The sequence below is a fragment of the Geothrix sp. SG200 genome (assembly GCF_022808935.1).
Lineage (GTDB): Bacteria > Acidobacteriota > Holophagae > Holophagales > Holophagaceae > Geothrix > Geothrix alkalitolerans.
This window is the reverse complement of the sequence record NZ_JAKZFR010000001.1, coordinates 472,099-489,908: the sequence shown is the minus strand read 5'-3', so window position 1 is coordinate 489,908 and position 17,810 is coordinate 472,099. Positions and strand designations below refer to the sequence as shown.

Genomic DNA, 17,810 nt, shown 5'->3' with positions numbered 1-17,810 from the left:
CCCTTTGACTTGATGCTTCACCCTCGTTGAGTAGATCCGAATGACCGGACACCGCCGCATCAACCCCTGGATCATCGCCCTCACGGTGATGATCGCGACCTTCATGGAGGTCCTCGATACCAGCGTGGCGAACGTGGCGCTCCCGCACATCGCGGGGAACCTGTCCGCCACGGTGGAGGAGACCACCTGGGTGCTGACCTCGTACCTGGTGGCCAACGCCGTAGTGCTGCCCCTGGGGGGCTACTTCTCCAGCCTCATGGGCCGCAAGCGGTTCTACCTCACGTGCGTGAGCATCTTCACGGTGGCCTCCCTGCTCTGCGGCATCGCGCCCTCACTGGGCTGGCTGATCTTCTTCCGGGTGCTCCAGGGGCTGGGTGGCGGCGGCCTGCAGCCCATCTCCCAGGCCATCCTCGTCGAGACCTTCCCCCACGAGAAGCGCGGCGCCGCCATGGCCGTCTACGGCATGGGCGTGGTGCTGGCGCCCATCATCGGGCCGGTGCTGGGCGGCTGGATCACCGACAACTTCAGCTGGCACTGGATCTTCCTCATCAACATCCCCGTGGGGTTCCTGTCCTTCACGCTCACCAGCGCCCTGGTGCAGGACCCCCCGACCTTCCACCGCATCTCGCTCAAGGAGGGCGCGAAGTTCGACTACTTCGGCATCGGCGTCCTCACCCTGGGCCTGGCTTCGCTGGAGATCGTGCTGGACGAGGGCCAGCGCAAGGACTGGTTCTCCTCGAACTTCATCGTCTTCTTCGCCATCATCGCCGCGGTGGCCCTGGTGTTCGCCGTCCTCTACGAGCTGCGCAAGACGCGGCCCATCGTGGATTTCCGACTGATGAAGGACCGCACCTTCGCTGTGTCCATCCTCATGCTCTTCGTGCTGGGCTTCGTGCTCTACGGCAGCCTGGCCCTGCTGCCCATCTTCCTCCAGACCCTGCTGGGCTACACGGCCCTGCTGAGCGGCTGGGTGCTGAGCCCCGGCGGCCTGGCCATCATGCTGATGATGCCGGTGGTGGCCATGCTGCTGAAGAAGGTGGACACCCGCTGGCTCATCGGCATCGGGTTCTTCACCTGCGGTCTGGGCCTCATCCAGATGGCGGGCTTCAACCTCCAGGTGGACTTCCGCACGGCCATGTGGTCACGCGTGGTGCAGAGCCTTGGCTTCGCCTTCCTCTTCATCCCCATCAACGTCTCGGCCTTCCAGCACATCCCGCACGAGAAGACGGCCTACGCCACGGGCCTCATGAACCTGGTGCGCAACATCGGCGGCAGCACGGGCATCGCCCTGGCCACCACCATGCTGGCCCGCCGATCCCAGGTGCATCAGGCGAACCTCATCGGCCACCTGTCGCCCGGGAATCCGGCCTACCAGGGCTTCCTGGACCGCACGACCCAGCTGGGCGTCCTGCGCGGGGGGCTGTCGCCGGCCGACGCCGCCCACATGGCCCAGGGCGCCGCCTACGGCACCGTGGTGAAGCAGTCCACCATGATGGCCTTCGCGGACACCTTCTGGTTCATGGGCATCCTTTGCTTCTGCCTCTTCCCCCTGCTCTTCCTCATGCGGCGGAGCCTCGCCACTGGCGACATGCCGCTGGAGTAGGATCAGCCCTTCCTTCCCAGCGCCAGGAACACCGGGAACCGGCGGGGGCCCGAGGCCGTCTCCCGGGGAATCTCGAAGACCGTGCTGAAACGGATCTCCCGGAACCCCGCGGCCTCCAGCTGCCTCCCCAGGGCCGTGCGGTCGAACCCGGGGTGCACATCCGTCACGTCTTTTCCGTGGAAGGATCCATCCTCCGCATCCAGGTCCGACAGGGCCACCCACCCGCCCGGCGCCAGCACCTGATGGAACTTCTCCAGGATGCCCGGGGTATCGGGGATGTGGTGGAGGGTCATCAGGCTGCACACCAGGTCGAAGCGCCCGGCAGGCAGGGGATCCGCCAGCAGGTCCAGCCGGAGGGGCGTCATGTTCGCGGCTCCCGTGGCGGCGACCTTCCCCCGGAGAACCTCGAGCATTCCCGCGGAAGTGTCTGCCAGGGTCACATGGCCGGCGAGGGGCTGAAGGACGAAGCCGAGCAGTCCTGTGCCGCAGCCGTACTCAAGGATGGTGCGGCCCTCCACGGCCACGCTGCCGGCGATGGCCCGTCCCACGGTAGTGGCGCGCTCCACCTTGATGGGGTCCTGGTCCCAGGTCGCTGCCTTGACATCGAAGTCGCTCACGGGACCTCCTCTTCGACCAGTATCCGCCCTACCATGGGCCCATGTCCCTGCGAACCCTGCCCTCCTCTGAACGCGCCTTCGCCACCTTCGTGATCCTGGCCCTGGGGGCCTTCTTCGCGGGCGGCCTGGCCTTCGCCGCGCGGCAGGAGCGCCCGGCGGCGGCGGCCCCGCCGGCCCGGCCCCGCCTGATCACGGTGCTGGAGGGCGTCATGGCGCCCAACACCAACCCCGCGCAGATCGCAGTCTTCCGGACCTGGGTGCAGGAGGGCGCCACCCGTGAAGGCTTTGCGCCCGTGGAGGCCATCGTCGCCAACAACTGCGCCAGCTGCCACAGCGACGGCGGCCAGTACCCACGCCTCACGACCTACGAGGACCTGCGGCCCCTGGCCCTGGAAGAAACCTCCGAGAGCCTCTACGCCACGATCGGCGCCCGGGGCCTCCATCTCACCGCCTTCCCGCTGGTGTTCCTGGCCATGGCCATCCTGTACCTTCGGCGCCTGACCTGGCCGGGCCGCCACCTCCTCATGGGGGGCTGCGCGGTGGCCGTGCTGTTCGACGCCACCCTCTGGTGGATGCGCCAGGGCCACCCCGGCACCGCCTGGGCGCCCTGGGCGGCCCTGGGGCTGCTGGCGGCGGCGTACCTGGCCGCGGCGGGCTTCGTGCTTACAGAGCTCTGGCGCCGCCCTGCCGAAGGCCTGGAATAAGGACCACCACCAAGACACCAAGAAGAGCCGTTCTTGGTGACTTGGTGGTGAAGAGGTCTCTCTCTGGCTTGAACGAAGGGGGCTACTGAGCCGTAGGCTCGTCCACGAAGTCGTCGTCGGAGAGGCCGCTGTCCGGGGGCAGCTTGGCCAGCTCGGCCTTGACGAGGGCCTGGTGCTGAACCTCCTCGTCGCGGAGCTCCTCGAAGAGGGCGCGGACCTTCGCATCCTTCAGGGCGGGGAGGGCCGCCACGAAGAAAGCGTGGGCCTTGACCTCGGAGGCCAGGGCCGCCTTCATGGCCTGGCGCGGGCTCATGAAGGCGCGGGCTTGGTCGTAGTCAGGGGCTTCCACCTCGAAGACCATGGCCCGGGTGACCGTGGGCGTCACGCCGCCGAACAGCTGGCTCCGGCGATCAGCCAGCTCCTGCCCGTGCTTGGCCTCGTTCACCGCCATGAGGCGGAAGAACCTGGCGGCCTCCGGCGTCCGGTGCTGGTCCATCTGCGCCGCGAATTCCTCGTAGCGCTCCTTGGCCTCGTCCTCGATCAGGACGGCCAGATCGAGGGCATCCATCAGGCTCAGACTGGCGAAATCGATCCGTGCGGCCATGGGGCCTCCCGTCACTTCTTGATGAAGAGATCCAGGATGCGCTCCTTGGGGAGGGCGCCCTGGGACAGCTGGGCCTGACGCTCGCGGATCAGGGCGTCGTAGGTGGGCGGCGGCTCGGGGTTCTTGTAGAACACGCCCAGATGCAGCTTCTCGCCATAGTGCTGGGCGAGGTCCATGGCCGCGAGCCGGTCCGCCGGGTTGTGGCCGATGGCGGAGAGATTCTCGCTGATGGCCTTGAGGCCCTTGATCTGCTGGGCCTCCTCGCCGTAAGTGACGCAGGGGGACTGGACGTTCACGAAGGCGAAGCCCGGGTAGCGGATGGCCTCCTCAAGGGTGGCGGCCATGCCAGCCAGGTCGGTGGGCGAGGCCTGGGCCACGAAGCCGGCGCCGTAGGCCAGCACGTAGAGGAGCGGGTTCACGGGGTTCTCGAGACTCCCGTAGGGCGAGGTGCAGGTGGTGCGGCCCTTCTGGGAGGTGGGCGAGAGCTGGCCCTTGGTGAGGCCGTAGATCTGGTTGTCCATCACGATGTAGGTGATGTCGATGTTGCGGCGGATCAGGTGGGCGATGTGGCCGCCGCCGATGGAGAAGCCGTCGCCGTCGCCGCCGGCCGCCAGCACCAGCAGGTCGGGGTTGGCCAGCTTGATGCCCTGGGCGATGGGGAGGGCGCGGCCGTGCACGGTGTTGAAGCCGTAGGCCGTGGTGTAGCCGGGGATGCGGCTTGAGCAGCCGATGCCCGAGATGAAGGCGACCTCATGGGGCGGACGGCCGACGGCGGCCAGGGCCCGGTAGATGCCCTGCACCACGGAGTAGTCGCCGCATCCGGGGCACCAGATGGGCTTCAGGTCGCTCTTGTAGTCCTTCGCTTGGAATTCGCAGGTGGCGCTCATGATCGACCTCACTCCTGGGGCTGAAGCTTGCCCTCGTGGCTGCGCTGCAGCTCCGAGAGGAGATGGTGGAGGGCCGCGACGATCTCGCCGGGCAGGAAGGGGTTCGCGCCGCTGCGGGCCAGGGACTGCAAGCCCTTGGGCAGGTCGAGGTGCATGCGCAGCACCTTGAACGTCTGGGCCAGGTGGGACTGCTCGACCACGAGCCCCTTCTGCACCGAGGCGAAGAAGTCGCGGTAGGTCTGCTCGGCCACGGGGTAGAGCAGGTAGGGCACCATGAGCTTCACGTCCAGGCCCTCGGCCTGGGCCATCTGCAGCGCCTCGCGGCAGACGCCGGCCACGCTGCCCCAGGCCACCAGGGCCAGCGGGGCGTCGGGGTTGCCCGTGATCTCGAAGAGATCCTTGCGCTCCTTCAGGGGGTCCAGCTTCTTGATGCGCTTGTCGTTCATGCGCTGGTGGACGGAGCCGCTGTTCGTGGGGGCGCCGGATTCCACATGCTCGATGCCGGAGGCCAGGTAGGTACCGCCCAGCATGCCCGGATGGCTGATGGGGCTGATGTGGTTCTCGGTCTGCTTGAACCGCTTGTAGTCCTGCAGGTCCGCGCCGGCGGGGACCAGGCGGTTGATGATCTTGAACGTGCTGGTGTCGATGGGATCCAGCGTCTCCTTGCGGGAGGCGATCTCCTGGTCGGAGAGGATGATCACCGGCGTCTGGTAGTGCTCGGCGATGTTGAAGGCCTCCACGGTGGTGCGGAACATGTCCGCCACGGAGGTGGGGGCCAGCACGGGGCGGATCACGTCGCCGTGGGCGGAGAAGGCCGCCGCGAAGAGGTCGGACTGCTCGGTCTTGGTGGGCAGGCCCGTGGAGGGGCCGCCGCGCTGCACATCGACGATCACCAGGGGCAGCTCGGCGATGCTGGCAAGGCCCATCATCTCGGACTTCAGGGAGAGGCCGGGGCCGCTGGTGGCGGTCATGGACTTCTTGCCGGCGAAGGAGGCGCCCACGGCCGCGCCGATGCCCGCGATCTCGTCCTCGGCCTGCAGCACGGCGCCGCCGTACTTCCAGACGTGGTTGGTGAAGAACTGCATGATCTCGGTGGAGGGCGTGATCGGGTAGCCGCCGAAGAACTGGCAGCCGGCGAAGAGGGCGGCGGCGGCGCACATGTCGTTGCCGTCCGTCAGGAGCTTCACGGCGCCCTTGGTCGAGGAAGGCACGACGGTCATGTCGGCCTTGAGCGGATGGGACTTCGCGAAGGCCACGCCCGCGTCGAAGGCCTTCTGGTTGGCTTCGACGAGCTCCATGCTCTTCTTGGCCAGCTTCTTCGAGATGCCCTTCATCACCGCTTCGCCGCCGATGCCGAACCAGCCGGCGATGAGGCCCAGCACCACCGTGTTCTTCGCGCGCTCCGTGCCCGCGGTCTCCTTGGCCATGGCCGCGATGGGCACCGCGATCACCTGCAGAGGCGTCACGCCCACCAGAGGAATCTGGTTCTCGGGCACGCCCGTGGCGGCCTCGTAGATCACCACGGTGGAGCCCGCCACGGGGAGTTCGGCGCCGAACTTGAGGAAGTCCTCCCAGTTCAGGGCCACGGCCACGTCCAGGTTGCCGCCGGGGTTCAGGACCGGGTCCGTGCTGATGCGGACGCGGCAGGAGGACTCGCCGCCGCGGATCTGGGAGCCGAAGCTCTTGGTCATCACGCCGTGATAACCCTCCGCCGAAGCAGCCTGGAGAAGGGAGTCGCCGGCGGAGACGATGCCATCGCCTCCTGAACCGGCCATTCCGAAGACAAGATCCTTGCGCATGGGCACCTCGGACTGAGGGTGATGTGCGCGGCACCGGGCCACTTTCCGCCGCCCGCCGCCGCCCACTGGAAGACGCAGTGTCGTTCCATCCACCCTACCCCCGGGGGGCATTGCTTTTCATCACACCTTCCCGGCGGAAAGGCCCTGCCATTGCAGTGTCAGCCCAGCTGGGCGAGGTCTTCGGGAGCGCCGAGGCTCAGCGCCGTCACCTCCATGCCCCGCTCCTTGGCCTGCCGCTTCACCAGGCCCGCCAGGACCTTGCCCGGGCCCAGTTCGACGTAGGAGGTGACGCCCTGGTCCAGCAGCAGGTCCAGCGTGGCCTGCCATCGCACGGCGCCGGGGATCTGGCGCACCAGCCCGGTCCGCAGCGCCTCAGGTTCTGAGACCGCGGCTGCGTCCACGTTGTTCACCAGGGGGCAGATGGGGGCCTTGAAAGCCAGGCCCTCCAGGATGGGTTCCATGCGAGCCTGGGCGGGCTCCATCAGGGGCGAATGGAAAGGCGCGCTCACGGGCAGCTTCATGGCCTTGCGCCCGCCCCGGGCCTTGGCGGCCTCCAGGGCCGCGTCCACGGCCTCGGCGTGGCCGGCGATGACGATCTGGCCGGGGCCGTTGAAGTTGGCGGGCACCACGATCTTCCCGGTCGCGGCGGCGGCCTCGGCGCAGCTGGCCTCCACATCCGCCTGGCTCATCCCAAGGATGGCCGCCATGGCGCCCATGCCCACGGGCACGGCCTCCTGCATGGCACGGCCACGCTCCCGCACGGTTCGGACCGCATCCTGGAAGCCCAGGGCGCCCAGCGCCACCAGAGCGCTGTATTCGCCCAGGGAATGCCCCGCGGCGAAATCGGGCTTCGGCAGGCGATGGGCCCAGGCGCGCACCACCATGGTGCTGTGGGTCAGGATGGCGGGCTGGGTGTGCTCCGTCAGCTTCAGCGTGTCCTCGGGCCCCTCGGCCATGAGCTTCGAGAGCGGGAAGCCCAGGGCCGCGTCCGCGTCCTGGAGGACGGCCCGCGCCGCCGGCTCGGCCTCCGCCAGCGCCACGCCCATGCCCACCGCCTGCGACCCCTGCCCCGGAAACAGCCAAGCCACTTTGCTCATGACAACCTCAAGAAATGTCCGCCACAGATGAACACGGATGAACTCAGATGACGATACATCCGTGTTTATCCGTGTTCATCCGTGGCAGATAGGATCAGTCCTGCGGGAGAAGCAGCGCCACGCGCTCCTGGATGCGCTCGTGGAGGCGGTGCTCGGCGGCGCGCAGGGCGGCGCGGATGGCGTTGCGCACGGCCTTGTGGTCGCTGCGGCCGTGGCCGATGATGCTCACGCCCTTCACGCCCAGCAGCGGTGCGCCGCCGTACTCCGCATAGTCGAGCTTCTGCTTGAACCGCTTCATGGCGGGCTTCGCGAGAAGGCCCGCCAGCTTGGTGATGGGCGACTCCATGAAGCTGTCCCGCAGGCCGCCGATGATGCCTTCGGCCAGGGCCTCGCTGGACTTCAGGACCACATTGCCCACGAAGCCGTCACAGGCGATGACGTCGAAATTGCCGTTCCAGATGTCCCGCCCTTCGGCGTTGCCCTCGAAGCGGATCTCCATCTCGCGGAGCATGGCGGAGGCGTCCTTGGTCACGTCCGTGCCCTTGCCGTCCTCCTCGCCCACGCTGAGGATGCCCACGCGGGGCCGCTCGAGGCCGAGCACTTCCTCGGCATAGACCGAGCCCATCACGGCGAACTGGGCGATGTGCTCCGCCCGGCAGTCCACGTTGGCGCCCACGTCCAGGAGCACCGTGGGCGCTCCCTTCATGTTGGGCAGGACGCTGGCCAGGGCCGGCCGGTCCACGCCCTCGAGCTTGCCGATGACGAGGCTGGAGGCCACCATGGCGGCGCCGGTGTGGCCCATGGACACCACGCCGTGGGCCTGCCCCTCGCGGACGAGCTGGGCGGCGACACGGATGGAGCTGTCCTTCTTCTCCTTGAGGATGCTGGTGGCCTTGTCCTCCATGACCACGGTCTGGGAGGCATGGACCACTTCCGCGCGGGTCAGCAGCTCCGGCGTGAAGCCGTGGCGGGCCAGCTGCGGACGGAGCACCGCCTCATCCCCGACGAGGAGAAGGAAGAGTCCCGGCCAGGCCTGGAGGGCCTCCCGGGCGCCCAGCAGCGTCGCATGGGGAGCGTGGTCGCCCCCCATGACGTCCAATGCGATGCGATGACCGTCCACTGGACGGCTCTTAGGCGTTCTCGGCGACGCGGACGGCCAGCTTGCCGCGATAGAAGCCGCAGCTGGGGCACACGCGGTGGGGCAGCTTGGGGGTCTGGCAGTTGGGGCAGGTGCTGGCGCTCATGGCCTCCAGCGCGTCGTGGGTGCGCCGGCGGTCGCGGCGGGCCTTGGAATGGCGGCGCTTGGGATTCGGCATGGCTTGCTCCTAGGGGGAAAACGCAAAGTTCCAGGTTAAGGGTTTCAGGATTCCGGGTCCAGCTTGATTCCCGCCAGCGCCTTCGTGAGGGCCCGGTTGAGGGCGGAGGGGGCCTGCGCGGATCCGGTCGGGCACTGGCAGGGGCCCTTGTTCCAGTTCTTGCCGCAGGTGGGACAGAGCCCCTTGCAGTCCTCGGCGCAGAGGGGATGCATGGGGGCCTGGAGCTCGAACTGCTCCCGCACCAGCTCAGTCTCGTCCAGCGTGTCCTCCGGCAGGAAGACCACGTCCAGATCTTGCGAGCCCAGGGTATGGGAGCCGCGGCCCACCAAGTCGGGATCCTTGCTGCCCAGGAACTGGCTCTCCACGGAGATGGGCCGGTCCAGGGGCACAAGGCAGCGGCTGCAGGCCCCCTGCCACACCGCCTGGCCCTTCACCTCCAGGAAGACATCGCCGTCCGAGGCCAGCGCGAACACCGACCAGGCCAGATCCCGCAAGGACACGCCCCCCTCCAGGGCCACCTCGTCGGTGGTGCCGTTCAGGCGGAGGCCCTCCAGGGGCAGCTTGTGGAGATCGATCACTTGGGGGCTCCAGCGTCCGCGGCAGGAGCGTCCGCCTTGGGCGCCGCCGTGCTGCCCGCCCCGCTGACGGGTGAGGAACCGGTCACCTGGCCGGGGGTCCGGACGATGGGGCCGGCGTCCTCCTGGTTGCCGGGGTCGCCGGCGCACTTCAGCTCGTACGTGCCCCGGCTCGACTTGCCCTCGTAGGGCTGGCCAAAGGGATCCTGGGCGGCCATGCCCACCTTGATGAGGCTCTCCTTCACCAGCGAGGAGTTGCCGTCCACCATGGCGTCGAAGCTGCCGAAATCCGGGAAGCGGCCATGCTTGAGGTAGTACTGGTCGAGCCCCTCGGCCACGATCTTGAGATCGTCCTGGGCCTTGAGGTAGCGGGCCTGGGCGGAGTGCTTCTTGTACTGGGAGAAGCCGAGGGTGCCCAGGACGGCGATGATCATCATCGCCACCAGGAGCTCCAGCAGGGAAAATCCCTGGTCTCGTCGGCGGGCGTGGGTCGGGGTCATGGGAGGGTCCGCGGTGAGGGCTCGTCTGCAGTGCATCCGAGCGTTACAGTGTGCCAGAAATGGCTGAAAAAACAAGGATCCATCAGCATCATGCGTCCTTGCCGCCCTCGGTTCCGCCGCCTTCCTCCACGGGGACGGGGGGGAAGTCCTCGGGCCAGGGGAAGTCCTGGGGCAGGGCCTCCAGGCCCCCGAGTTCGGCCAACCAGTAGCGGTAGGCCCGGAAACTCATGCCCAGCCGCTTGCCCGCCTTGGTCTTCACCCCGCCGACTTCTTCCAGGGCGCGCTTGAGGAAGTGGCCCTTGAGGGCGTTGATCCAGGCCTCCAGGTCGAAGCCCTCCGGGGGGATGGTCAGGGGAGCCGGGCGCCCCGCGCCTTCGCTGACGCCAGCCTGGCCGAAGCCGTCGGGCAGCAGGTCCCGGGTGATCGGTCCGCCAGCGTTGAGGGCCACGCAGCGCTCCATGAGGTTCTCCAGCTCCCGCACGTTGCCCGGGAACCGGTAGGCCAGGAGCTGGGCCATGGTGTCCGCGTGGAGCTGCATGGGCGGCTTGCCCAGCTTCTGGCAGAACCGGCGGATGAAATGCTCCGCGAGGATGGGCAGATCATCCAGGCGCTCCCGCAGGGGCGGCAGCTCGATCTGGAGGATGTTCAGCCGGTAGAAGAGATCCTCACGGAAGGCGCCGGATTCGGCCCGGGCCCGCAGGTCCCGGTTGGTGGCGGCGATGACGCGCACATCCACGGGCCGCTCCTCCGTGGCCCCCAGCCGGCGGACCCGCCGTTCCTGCAGGGCCCGCAGCAGCTTCACCTGCAAGGGCAGCGGCATCTCGCCGATCTCGTCCAAGAAAAGGATCCCGCCGCCGGCCTCCTCGAAGAGCCCACGCTTCATGGCCCCGGCCCCGGTGAAGGCCCCCTTCTCGAAGCCGAACAGCTCGCTTTCCAGCAGAGCCTCGGGCAGGGCCCCGCAGTTCACGGGGATGAAGGGGCCCTTGGCCCGGTCGGAATAGCGGTGGATGAGCCGGGCCACCACTTCCTTGCCGGTGCCGCTCTCACCGGTGAGCAGCACCGTCGTGTCGGCGCGCGAGACCTTGCCGATGAGGGCGTTGATCTTCCGCATGGTCGGGCCCACGCCCACCAGCTCGCCCAGGTCCTGCGGCAGCGGGGCCTCGGGTTCCGCCGCAGCCAGCAGGCCCTTCAGCATTCCGATGAGCTCCTCGTGCTTGAAGGGCTTGGTGATGAAGTCCACGGCGCCTTGGTTGAGGGCCTGCACGGTGGTCTCCGTGGTGGCGTAGGCGGTCATGATCACCACCGGCGTCTCCAGGCCCTGCTCCTTCATCCAGGTGAGCAGCTCGATGCCGGAGCCGTCCTTCAGCTTCAGGTCCGAGAGCACGCCGTCGAAGGTGGTCTCCCGGAGGGCCTGCCGCCCCTCCTCGATGCCTGAAGCGGCCTCGCACTTGAAGCCGGCCCCCTCCAGGGCCAGGGTCAGCACCTCCCGAAGGCCGGGTTCGTCCTCCACCAGCAGGATCCGTTGGGTCGAGACGAGGGACATGGCAACCTGGAGAAGTGACGCGTTAGGTCAGTTACCCTATCTTGAACCCTTTCGTGGAGTCCCGTGAAGCACGTCGTGTTCGCGCACCGGAAACTGTCCTTCGGAGGAGGCGAGCGGGTGCTCCTGGAGCAGGTGGCGGCCCTGGCGGGGCTGCCCGTGAAGGTCAGCGTGATCTTCCGGAAAGAGCCCGGGAAGCGCGACATCGAGCCCGAGCTGCGGCAGCGGAACCCGAACGTGGCCGAGGTGCTCCACCTCCCCGGCGCCCTGGGCGCCTTCCGCTGGCTTCGCCGGACGCGCCCGGACCTCCTGGTGCTCTGCAACCACAAGGGTGTGCAGCGGGCCCTGCCCTGGCTGGCGCGCTTCGGCCTGCGGATTCCGACGGTCCTCACCCTGCATGAGCACTACGAGCGCCACCTGCGGAAGTACCGCGGCGTGCGAAGCCTCGTGGACCGCTGGATCTGCACCTACGACTTCACCACCGCGGTGCGGCAGCACCTCAGCGCCGCCCCATGCAGCATCATCCACCCCCTGTATCCGCGGGCGGCGGTGGAACCTGTGGACGCGGAGGCGAGGCGCGCGGCGCGCATCGCGCTGCGCGTACCAGAAAACGCGGTGGTGGTGGGCTACGCAGGGCAGATGGACGCCCGGAAGGCGACCGCGGACGTGATCCGCTTCGCCGCCCGGCTGGGAGAGCAGGTGCCGGGCCCCCTGCACCTGCTGCTGGCGGGCCGGGAAGACCAAGCCTACGCCCAGGAGATCCAGGATGCGCTGGTGGGCGAGAGGTTGCTGGACCACTGCACCCGCACGGGCCCGCTCAAGGACCTCTCCCCCGCCTTCGCCGCCCTGGATCTCTACGTCATGACCAGCCGCAACGAGGGCTTCTTTCCCCTGGCGCTCATCGAGGCCCTGGAGCGGGGCGTGCCCGTCCTGGCGCCCACCGTGGGCGGCATCGGGACCATGCTGAAGGACGGCGAGGGCGGCTTCCTCATCCCCAAGCCCGACGACCGCAAGACCATCGAGGATGGCCTGTTGCGCGCCGCCGCCGCCCGGATCGCCCCCCTGCTGGCGGATCCCGCGGCCTGGGAGGCCCAGCGCGCGAAGGCCCACGCCTTCGGCACGGCCCTCACCCGGGACTACGACGCCGCGGCGAGGTTCCGCGAGGCGGTGGCGCCGTGGCTGTGATCCCCGAGCACGCCACCTGGGTACGATTCCCGCGATTCGTCGGCGACGACGGGGCGCCCTCTGCGATCGCAAGCCAGAGGCGCAGCGGGAGCAGGAGCACCGCGCGGGGCGCGGTGCGATCGGGGGGTAGTCCCAAGCGGCGAGCCCCGCTGGAGCTTTCGAAATGACCGCCGTGATCCCACACCACGCCACCTGGGTGCGCTTCCCGCGGTTCGTGGGCGACGCCGCCATGCAGCTTCCCGTGCTGCGCCTGCTCCGGGAGATCGACGCCGGCCCGCTGGTCGTCTGGGGACCGAAGACCACCGTGGGCCTGGTGGCGGAGACGTGGTTCTGCGACGTGGCGCTGCCGGACGAGGGCAAGCCCGGTCCCATCGCCATGGCGCGGATCCTCCGTGAGCACCGCGCCGCCCGCAGCATCCACTTCCCGAAGTCCCTGCGGCCCGCCCTGGCGGCCTGGCTGGCGCGGGTGCCCGAGCGCATCGGGGTGGACGAGAGCCTGGCGGGCCCCTTCAATACCCACAGCGGCCCGTTCTGGGACGCGGAAGGCCCCTTCCTGCTCCGCTACCACGCGGTGCTGAAGCGGCGCTGGCCGGACCTGCCGCCCATGCCCTACGCGGACTTCGATCCGCGGGTGGCCATCGACAAGCCCGCGGGGCGCTACCTCTGCCTGATGCCAGGCTCCACCTGGCCCTCCAAGGCCTGGCCCGTGGAACACTACCGGGCCCTGCTGCTGAAGGCCAGGTCCGAAGGCTTCGCCGTGGCGGTGCTGGGCTCGCCGGACGAGGCCGTCACCTGCGCGGCGGTGGCCGGGACCGAGGGCCTGGATCTCTGCGGGAAAACCACCCTCAAGGAGGCCGCCGCCTGGATGCGCGGCGCCGCGGCGGTGCTGGGCAACGACTCGGGGCTCAGCCATCTGGCCGCCGCCACCGGCGCGCCCGTGCTGGCCCTCTACGGCGCCACGGACCCCGGCGGGTCCACCCCCTGGGGACCGAAGAGCCGCGGCCTGCGCAAGGATGACGTCCCCTGCGCCCCCTGCTTCAAGCGGGACTGCTTCATTCCCGGCCACCCCTGTCTCGCGGGGATCGGACCGGATCAGGTCTGGGGCGCCCTCCGCGACCTGATCTGCGGATAGAATCACACTTCTTCCCGACGAGGTCCCGATGCTCCGCCGCCTCTTCTTCGCCTGCGCCGCCGTCACGCTCATGGCCCAGGCCCCCGCCATCCACTTCGACAAGACCCACCACGATTTCGGCCGCATCACGCCGGACCGGAAGGTGGCCGCGAAGTACCGCGTGACCAACACCGGCAACGCCATCCTGAGCATCACCCAGGTGCGGCCCAGCTGCGGCTGCACGGCCACGGTCATCGGCAAGTGGTCCATCGCGCCGGGCGAGAGCACCGACCTGGAGGCCACCTTCGATCCGCGGGGCCTCAAGGGCGGCGTGCGCAAGTCCATTGAGGTGGTCTGCAACGATCCGAAGGCTCCGGCCACCAGCCTGACCCTCGAGGCCGAGGTGGTGCAGGAGATCATGCCCTCGGTTGAATCCGTCTACTTCCACAACGCCCCCAAGTCCGCCACCTCGCGCAGCACAGTCCGTTACGCCAGCGGCAACGGCGAGCCGGTCCAGATCGTGGACGTGAAGGCTCCTGGGGCCCCCTTCCTCGCCTTCGCCTACCGGCAGGAGGGCAAGGACCTGGTCCTGGAAGTCGCCTTCGACGGCCGCAAAGTGCCCGCCGGCCGGTTCCGCGGCGTGGAACAGGCCACGGTGCACTTCACGAACCCCCGCATGAGCCAGATGGGCCTGAACATCCAGTGGGAGCTGAAGCCCTCGATCCAGGCCACGCCGGTCGAGCTGGTCTTCCAGGACGCGGCCGGCAAAGAGCTGCGGCAGAAGCTCGCCCTCAAGCAGGCGGACGGCCATGCCTTCCGCGTCACCGGAACCCGGTGTTCCCTCACGGGCGTCCGAGTGGAGGGCCTGGGCCAGCGTTCCGCCAGCCAGGAGCTGTCCGTGGTGCTGCCCGCCTCCTTGAAGGCCGGGCGGTACAGCGAAGTCCTGTCCCTGACCACCGACGACCCGAACCAGCCGGAATTGACGATCCGCCTGGCTGCGATCTTAAAATAACAGCAGAACGTCAAAGACTTCGCGATTCCTCCTTCGCCCATCCCGGGTGGGGCGATAGCCTGGAAGGATGCCGGAATCCCGCAGGTCGCACCTCATCGCCGTCTTCGCCATGGCCTCCATCGCGGCCGTATGGGGCGGCGGCTTCCCCGCCACCAAGTACTGCCTCCAGGCGGGCCTTTCGGTGGGGACCCTGCTGACCCTGCGCTTCGCCATCGGGACCGCGGGGCTGGGCCTGATGCTGCTGGTGCTGCGGGTGCCCATCCGGCGCCGGGACGCCCTGGACGGCCTCTGGCTGGGGCTCGTGCTGGCCGCCATCTTCTGGGTGCAGACCGACGGCCTCCGGTTCACCTCGCCGTCCAAGTCCGGCTTCATCACGGGACTCTACGTCATCTTCACCCCGCTGGTGGCGCTGCTGGCCGGCGACCGCCTGCGGGCGTCGCACGGGCTGGCCGCCCTGGTGGCCGTCACGGGCCTGGTGCTGCTCGTCCGGGTTCCCGGCGCGGCCTGGGGGGGCTGGACCCGGGGCGATTCCGAGACGCTCCTGGCGGCGGTGCTGTGCGGCTTCCACATCGTGATGACAGCCCACTTCTCACGCCGGTCCTCCGGGTGGGTGCTGGCCTTCATCCAGGTGGCCGTCACGGGGGCGATCTCCCTGGCCATCACGCTGGCCCTCCCGGCGCCGCACAGCTTCCAGGGGTCCGGCGCCGCCCTCGCCCACGCAGGCACCTGGGTCTCCCTGGGCTTCATGGGACTGCTGGCCACCACCCTCGCCTTCTACGTGCAGAGCACCATGCAGGCCCGTCTGGGGGCGACGGAGAGCGCCATCCTGTTCAGCCTCGAACCGGTCTGGACGCTGGCCATCTCCGTCAGCGGCTTCGTCCCGGGCATCCGGGAGCACCTCAGCCCAACGCAGCTCGCCGGCGGCCTGTTGATCTTCGCCGCCACCTTCGTGGCCGAGCTGGGACCGAGACTGCTGAAGCGGTTCCAGCGGCCGGAGGCCGAAGAGGCCATCGGTTAGGGGCCGTTGCGGAGCGCCTGGCCAGGCCGGGGCACTCCGTTACGGCCCCTGATGCCGTCGGCCAGTGAATTTGGGCGACGACGAAGCCGGTATCCTGTTGGAGAAGAGGAGTCGGGCATGTTCATCGTCACGGGCGGCGCGGGATTCGTGGGCAGCAACCTGGTGCGGGAGCTGAACCGCCGGGGACACACGGACATCCTCGTGGTGGACAACCTGGCCCGGGCGGAGAAGGCCCGGAACCTGGCGGACCTGACCCTCTCGGACTACATGGACAAGCGGGAGTTCCGGGCCCGGCTGGATGCGGGCACCCTGGACCTGCGGCCCGAGGCCGTGTTCCACAACGGCGCCTGCTCCGACACCATGGAGACCGACGGCCGCTACATGATGGAGAACAACTACGGGGACTCGAAGGCCCTGCTCCACTGGTGCCTGGCTCGGAAGACGCCCCTGGTCTACGCCAGCAGCGCGGCCACCTACGGCGCCAGTACGGATTTCGAGCCGGTGCCGGCGAACGAGGGCCCCCTCAACGTCTACGGATACTCCAAGCTGGCCTTCGACCAGCACGTGCGGAGCCTGATGGCCGCCATCCAGAGCCCCGTGGTGGGCCTGCGCTACTTCAACGTGTTCGGCCCCCGGGAGGGCCACAAGGGCCGCATGATGTCCGTGCTGCACCAGCTCCTGCGCCAGCTGAAGGAGGAGGGCGTCTGCCGCCTCTTCGAGGGCACGGAGGGCTACGGCGACGGCGAGCAGCGGCGCGATTTCATCTTCGTGGGCGACATCGTGGCCATCAACCTGCACTTCGGCGGCGGAGCCATGGCCAAGGGCATCGTCAATGCGGGCACCGGGAAGGCCCGCAGCTTCAACGACATCGCGAAGACCCTCATCGCCCACCTGGGGCAGGGCCGCATCGAGTACATCCCCTTCCCCGACGCCCTGCGAGGGAAGTACCAGAGCTTCACCCAGGCGGACGTGCGCAGCCTGCGCGCCACGGGCTACACCGCCCCCTTCACGGAGCTGGAGGCCGGCATCGCCGCCACCCTCGCGGAGATCTAGGCGGAAATCTAGCCCCTGCGGTCCAGCACCACGAGCGTCACGTCGTCCACGAAGGGCGCCGGGGCGTTGAAGCTCCGGGTCTGGGCGATGATCGCGGCCGCGGCGTCCTCCGCCCCGGCGGGCAGCTCGGCGCAGATGCGGCGCAGTCCGGCCTCCTCGAGCATGGTGCGGTCCTCCCGCTCCACCTCCACCAGGCCGTCCGTGTACAGCACCAGGCGGTCCCCGGGGAGGAACTCCGCGTCGTGCTCCATGAAGGGCAGCTGGACGTCCAGCCCCAGCATGAACCCCTTGCCCCGCAACACCTCGGAGCGCTGGAGCCCCCCCTGGGACCCCCGCACGATGCGCAGCGGCGCGCAGTGGCCGGCCGCCACGTAGCGGATGCGGTTCGTGGCCGGGTCCAGGCGACCCAGCCAGGCCGTGGCGAACTGCTCGGCCAGGGTGGAGCGGCACAGGTCCTCGTTCATGCCCGTGGCCCAGGCCAGGGGCTCACCGCCCAGCCGCACCTGGTTCTCGAAGGAGGTCTTCACCATGGCGGAGATGAGCGCGGCGGTGACGCCGTGGCCGCTCACGTCGGCGATCATCATGGCCGTGCTGCCGTCCGGCAGCGGCAGGACCGCGTAGATGTCCCCGCCGATGCCGGCGGCCGGCAGGTAGCAGTGGGTGTAGCGCACCCCGGGCCCCTCGCCGGGAAGCTTGGGCAGCAGGCCCATCTGGAGCGCGGCGGCGAGCTCCATCTCCTCCTGCACCCGCTCCTGGAAGGCGGTCAGCTCCTTGTTCTGGCGCCTGATCTCCTTCTGCATCCCGATGAGGCGGAAGGTGGAATCCACCTTGGCCAGCACCTCCTGGGCGTGGAAGGGCTTGGGAATCATGTCGTCGGCGCCGATGCTGAGGCTGCCGATGCGCGAGGCCGTCCCGTCCAGGGCCGAGAGGATGATGAAGTAGACGTCCTGGGTGGCGGGATCGCTCTTCACCCGCTTGCACAGCTCGTCCCCGGACATCTCGGGCATGCGAAGGTCCGAGATGATGAGGTCCGGCTTCAGGCGGGTCATCTCTGCGATCGCCTCCACGCCGTGGCCCGCGGTCAGGACCTGGTAGCCCGCCCGCTTGAGGTAGAAGCTGAGGATGTCCCGGATGGGCGCTTCATCATCCACCACCAGGACCACGCCCTTGGCCATGCAGACCCTTCAGG

The 17,810-nt window shown here is 68.9% G+C and carries 18 protein-coding genes; 7 read left to right on the top strand and 11 right to left on the bottom strand.

Annotated features, from left to right (window positions below; all coding sequences use genetic code 11):
- Positions 1–40 precede the first annotated feature (40 nt).
- The gene (locus tag ML539_RS02215; protein ID WP_243320249.1) at positions 41–1,603 is read left to right on the top strand and encodes a DHA2 family efflux MFS transporter permease subunit; all 1,563 of its coding nucleotides are present in this window, start codon (positions 41–43) and stop codon (positions 1,601–1,603) included.
- A 2-nt stretch (positions 1,604–1,605) separates the two neighbouring features.
- Here the strand turns inward: ML539_RS02215 and ML539_RS02210 are convergent, their stop codons facing one another.
- Positions 1,606–2,220: a class I SAM-dependent methyltransferase gene (locus ML539_RS02210; RefSeq protein ID WP_243320247.1), complete on the bottom strand. Its 615-nt coding sequence runs from the start codon at positions 2,218–2,220 to the stop codon at positions 1,606–1,608.
- 41 nt (positions 2,221–2,261) lie between these two features.
- Between ML539_RS02210 and ML539_RS02205 the strand changes: the two genes are divergently transcribed.
- Positions 2,262–2,924 carry a hypothetical protein gene (locus ML539_RS02205; RefSeq protein WP_243320245.1) on the top strand — a complete coding sequence of 221 codons (663 nt, stop codon included), beginning with the start codon at positions 2,262–2,264 and terminating at the stop codon, positions 2,922–2,924.
- Positions 2,925–3,006: 82 nt separating this feature from the next.
- On the opposite strand, the gene ML539_RS02200 is transcribed toward ML539_RS02205, so the two are convergent.
- The 9 genes from ML539_RS02200 to ML539_RS02160 form a co-directional block, all read right to left on the bottom strand.
- Positions 3,007–3,528: a ferritin family protein gene (locus ML539_RS02200; RefSeq protein ID WP_243320244.1), complete on the bottom strand. Its 522-nt coding sequence runs from the start codon at positions 3,526–3,528 to the stop codon at positions 3,007–3,009.
- 11 nt (positions 3,529–3,539) lie between these two features.
- A complete protein-coding gene (locus ML539_RS02195) occupies positions 3,540–4,415 on the bottom strand; it encodes a 2-oxoacid:ferredoxin oxidoreductase subunit beta (protein WP_243320241.1) in 876 nt (291 codons plus the stop codon).
- Between the two features lie 8 nt (positions 4,416–4,423).
- Positions 4,424–6,214: a 2-oxoacid:acceptor oxidoreductase subunit alpha gene (locus ML539_RS02190; RefSeq protein ID WP_243320239.1), complete on the bottom strand. Its 1,791-nt coding sequence runs from the start codon at positions 6,212–6,214 to the stop codon at positions 4,424–4,426.
- A gap of 158 nt (positions 6,215–6,372) precedes the next feature.
- Positions 6,373–7,311: an ACP S-malonyltransferase gene (gene fabD, locus ML539_RS02185; protein WP_243320237.1), complete on the bottom strand. Its 939-nt coding sequence runs from the start codon at positions 7,309–7,311 to the stop codon at positions 6,373–6,375.
- A 94-nt stretch (positions 7,312–7,405) separates the two neighbouring features.
- Positions 7,406–8,431 carry a phosphate acyltransferase PlsX gene (plsX, locus tag ML539_RS02180; protein ID WP_243382674.1) on the bottom strand — a complete coding sequence of 342 codons (1,026 nt, stop codon included), beginning with the start codon at positions 8,429–8,431 and terminating at the stop codon, positions 7,406–7,408.
- Between the two features lie 10 nt (positions 8,432–8,441).
- On the bottom strand, positions 8,442–8,627 hold the full coding sequence (rpmF, locus tag ML539_RS02175; protein ID WP_243286464.1) for a 50S ribosomal protein L32: 186 nt from the start codon (positions 8,625–8,627) through the stop codon (positions 8,442–8,444).
- 44 nt (positions 8,628–8,671) lie between these two features.
- Entirely contained in the window at positions 8,672–9,205 is a 534-nt protein-coding gene (locus ML539_RS02170; protein WP_243320233.1) for a YceD family protein, read from the bottom strand.
- Positions 9,202–9,702 (bottom strand): type II secretion system protein, encoded by a 501-nt coding sequence (locus ML539_RS02165; RefSeq protein WP_243320231.1) that lies wholly within the window; start codon positions 9,700–9,702, stop codon positions 9,202–9,204. Before ML539_RS02165 ends, ML539_RS02170 begins: the two co-directional genes overlap by 4 nt.
- Positions 9,703–9,790: 88 nt before the next feature.
- Positions 9,791–11,245, bottom strand: a complete 1,455-nt coding sequence (locus ML539_RS02160) for a sigma-54 dependent transcriptional regulator (protein WP_243320229.1) — start codon at positions 11,243–11,245, stop codon at positions 9,791–9,793.
- Positions 11,246–11,308: 63 nt separating this feature from the next.
- Between ML539_RS02160 and ML539_RS02155 the strand changes: the two genes are divergently transcribed.
- The 5 genes from ML539_RS02155 to rfaD all read left to right on the top strand — a co-directional run bounded on the left by ML539_RS02155 (position 11,309) and on the right by rfaD (position 16,621).
- Complete coding sequence (locus ML539_RS02155) at positions 11,309–12,427, top strand: glycosyltransferase family 4 protein (protein WP_243320227.1); 1,119 nt, start codon at positions 11,309–11,311, stop codon at positions 12,425–12,427.
- A 163-nt stretch (positions 12,428–12,590) separates the two neighbouring features.
- Positions 12,591–13,559: a glycosyltransferase family 9 protein gene (locus ML539_RS02150; protein ID WP_243320224.1), complete on the top strand. Its 969-nt coding sequence runs from the start codon at positions 12,591–12,593 to the stop codon at positions 13,557–13,559.
- 28 nt (positions 13,560–13,587) lie between these two features.
- Positions 13,588–14,550 carry a DUF1573 domain-containing protein gene (locus ML539_RS02145; protein ID WP_243320222.1) on the top strand — a complete coding sequence of 321 codons (963 nt, stop codon included), beginning with the start codon at positions 13,588–13,590 and terminating at the stop codon, positions 14,548–14,550.
- 67 nt (positions 14,551–14,617) lie between these two features.
- Positions 14,618–15,568, top strand: coding sequence for a DMT family transporter (locus ML539_RS02140; RefSeq protein WP_243320220.1), 951 nt, complete (start codon positions 14,618–14,620; stop codon positions 15,566–15,568).
- Positions 15,569–15,685: 117 nt separating this feature from the next.
- Positions 15,686–16,621, top strand: a complete 936-nt coding sequence (rfaD, locus tag ML539_RS02135; RefSeq protein ID WP_243320218.1) for an ADP-glyceromanno-heptose 6-epimerase — start codon at positions 15,686–15,688, stop codon at positions 16,619–16,621.
- 8 nt (positions 16,622–16,629) lie between these two features.
- On the opposite strand, the gene ML539_RS02130 is transcribed toward rfaD, so the two are convergent.
- Positions 16,630–17,796: a fused response regulator/phosphatase gene (locus ML539_RS02130; protein WP_243320215.1), complete on the bottom strand. Its 1,167-nt coding sequence runs from the start codon at positions 17,794–17,796 to the stop codon at positions 16,630–16,632.
- Positions 17,797–17,810: the final 14 nt, after the last annotated feature.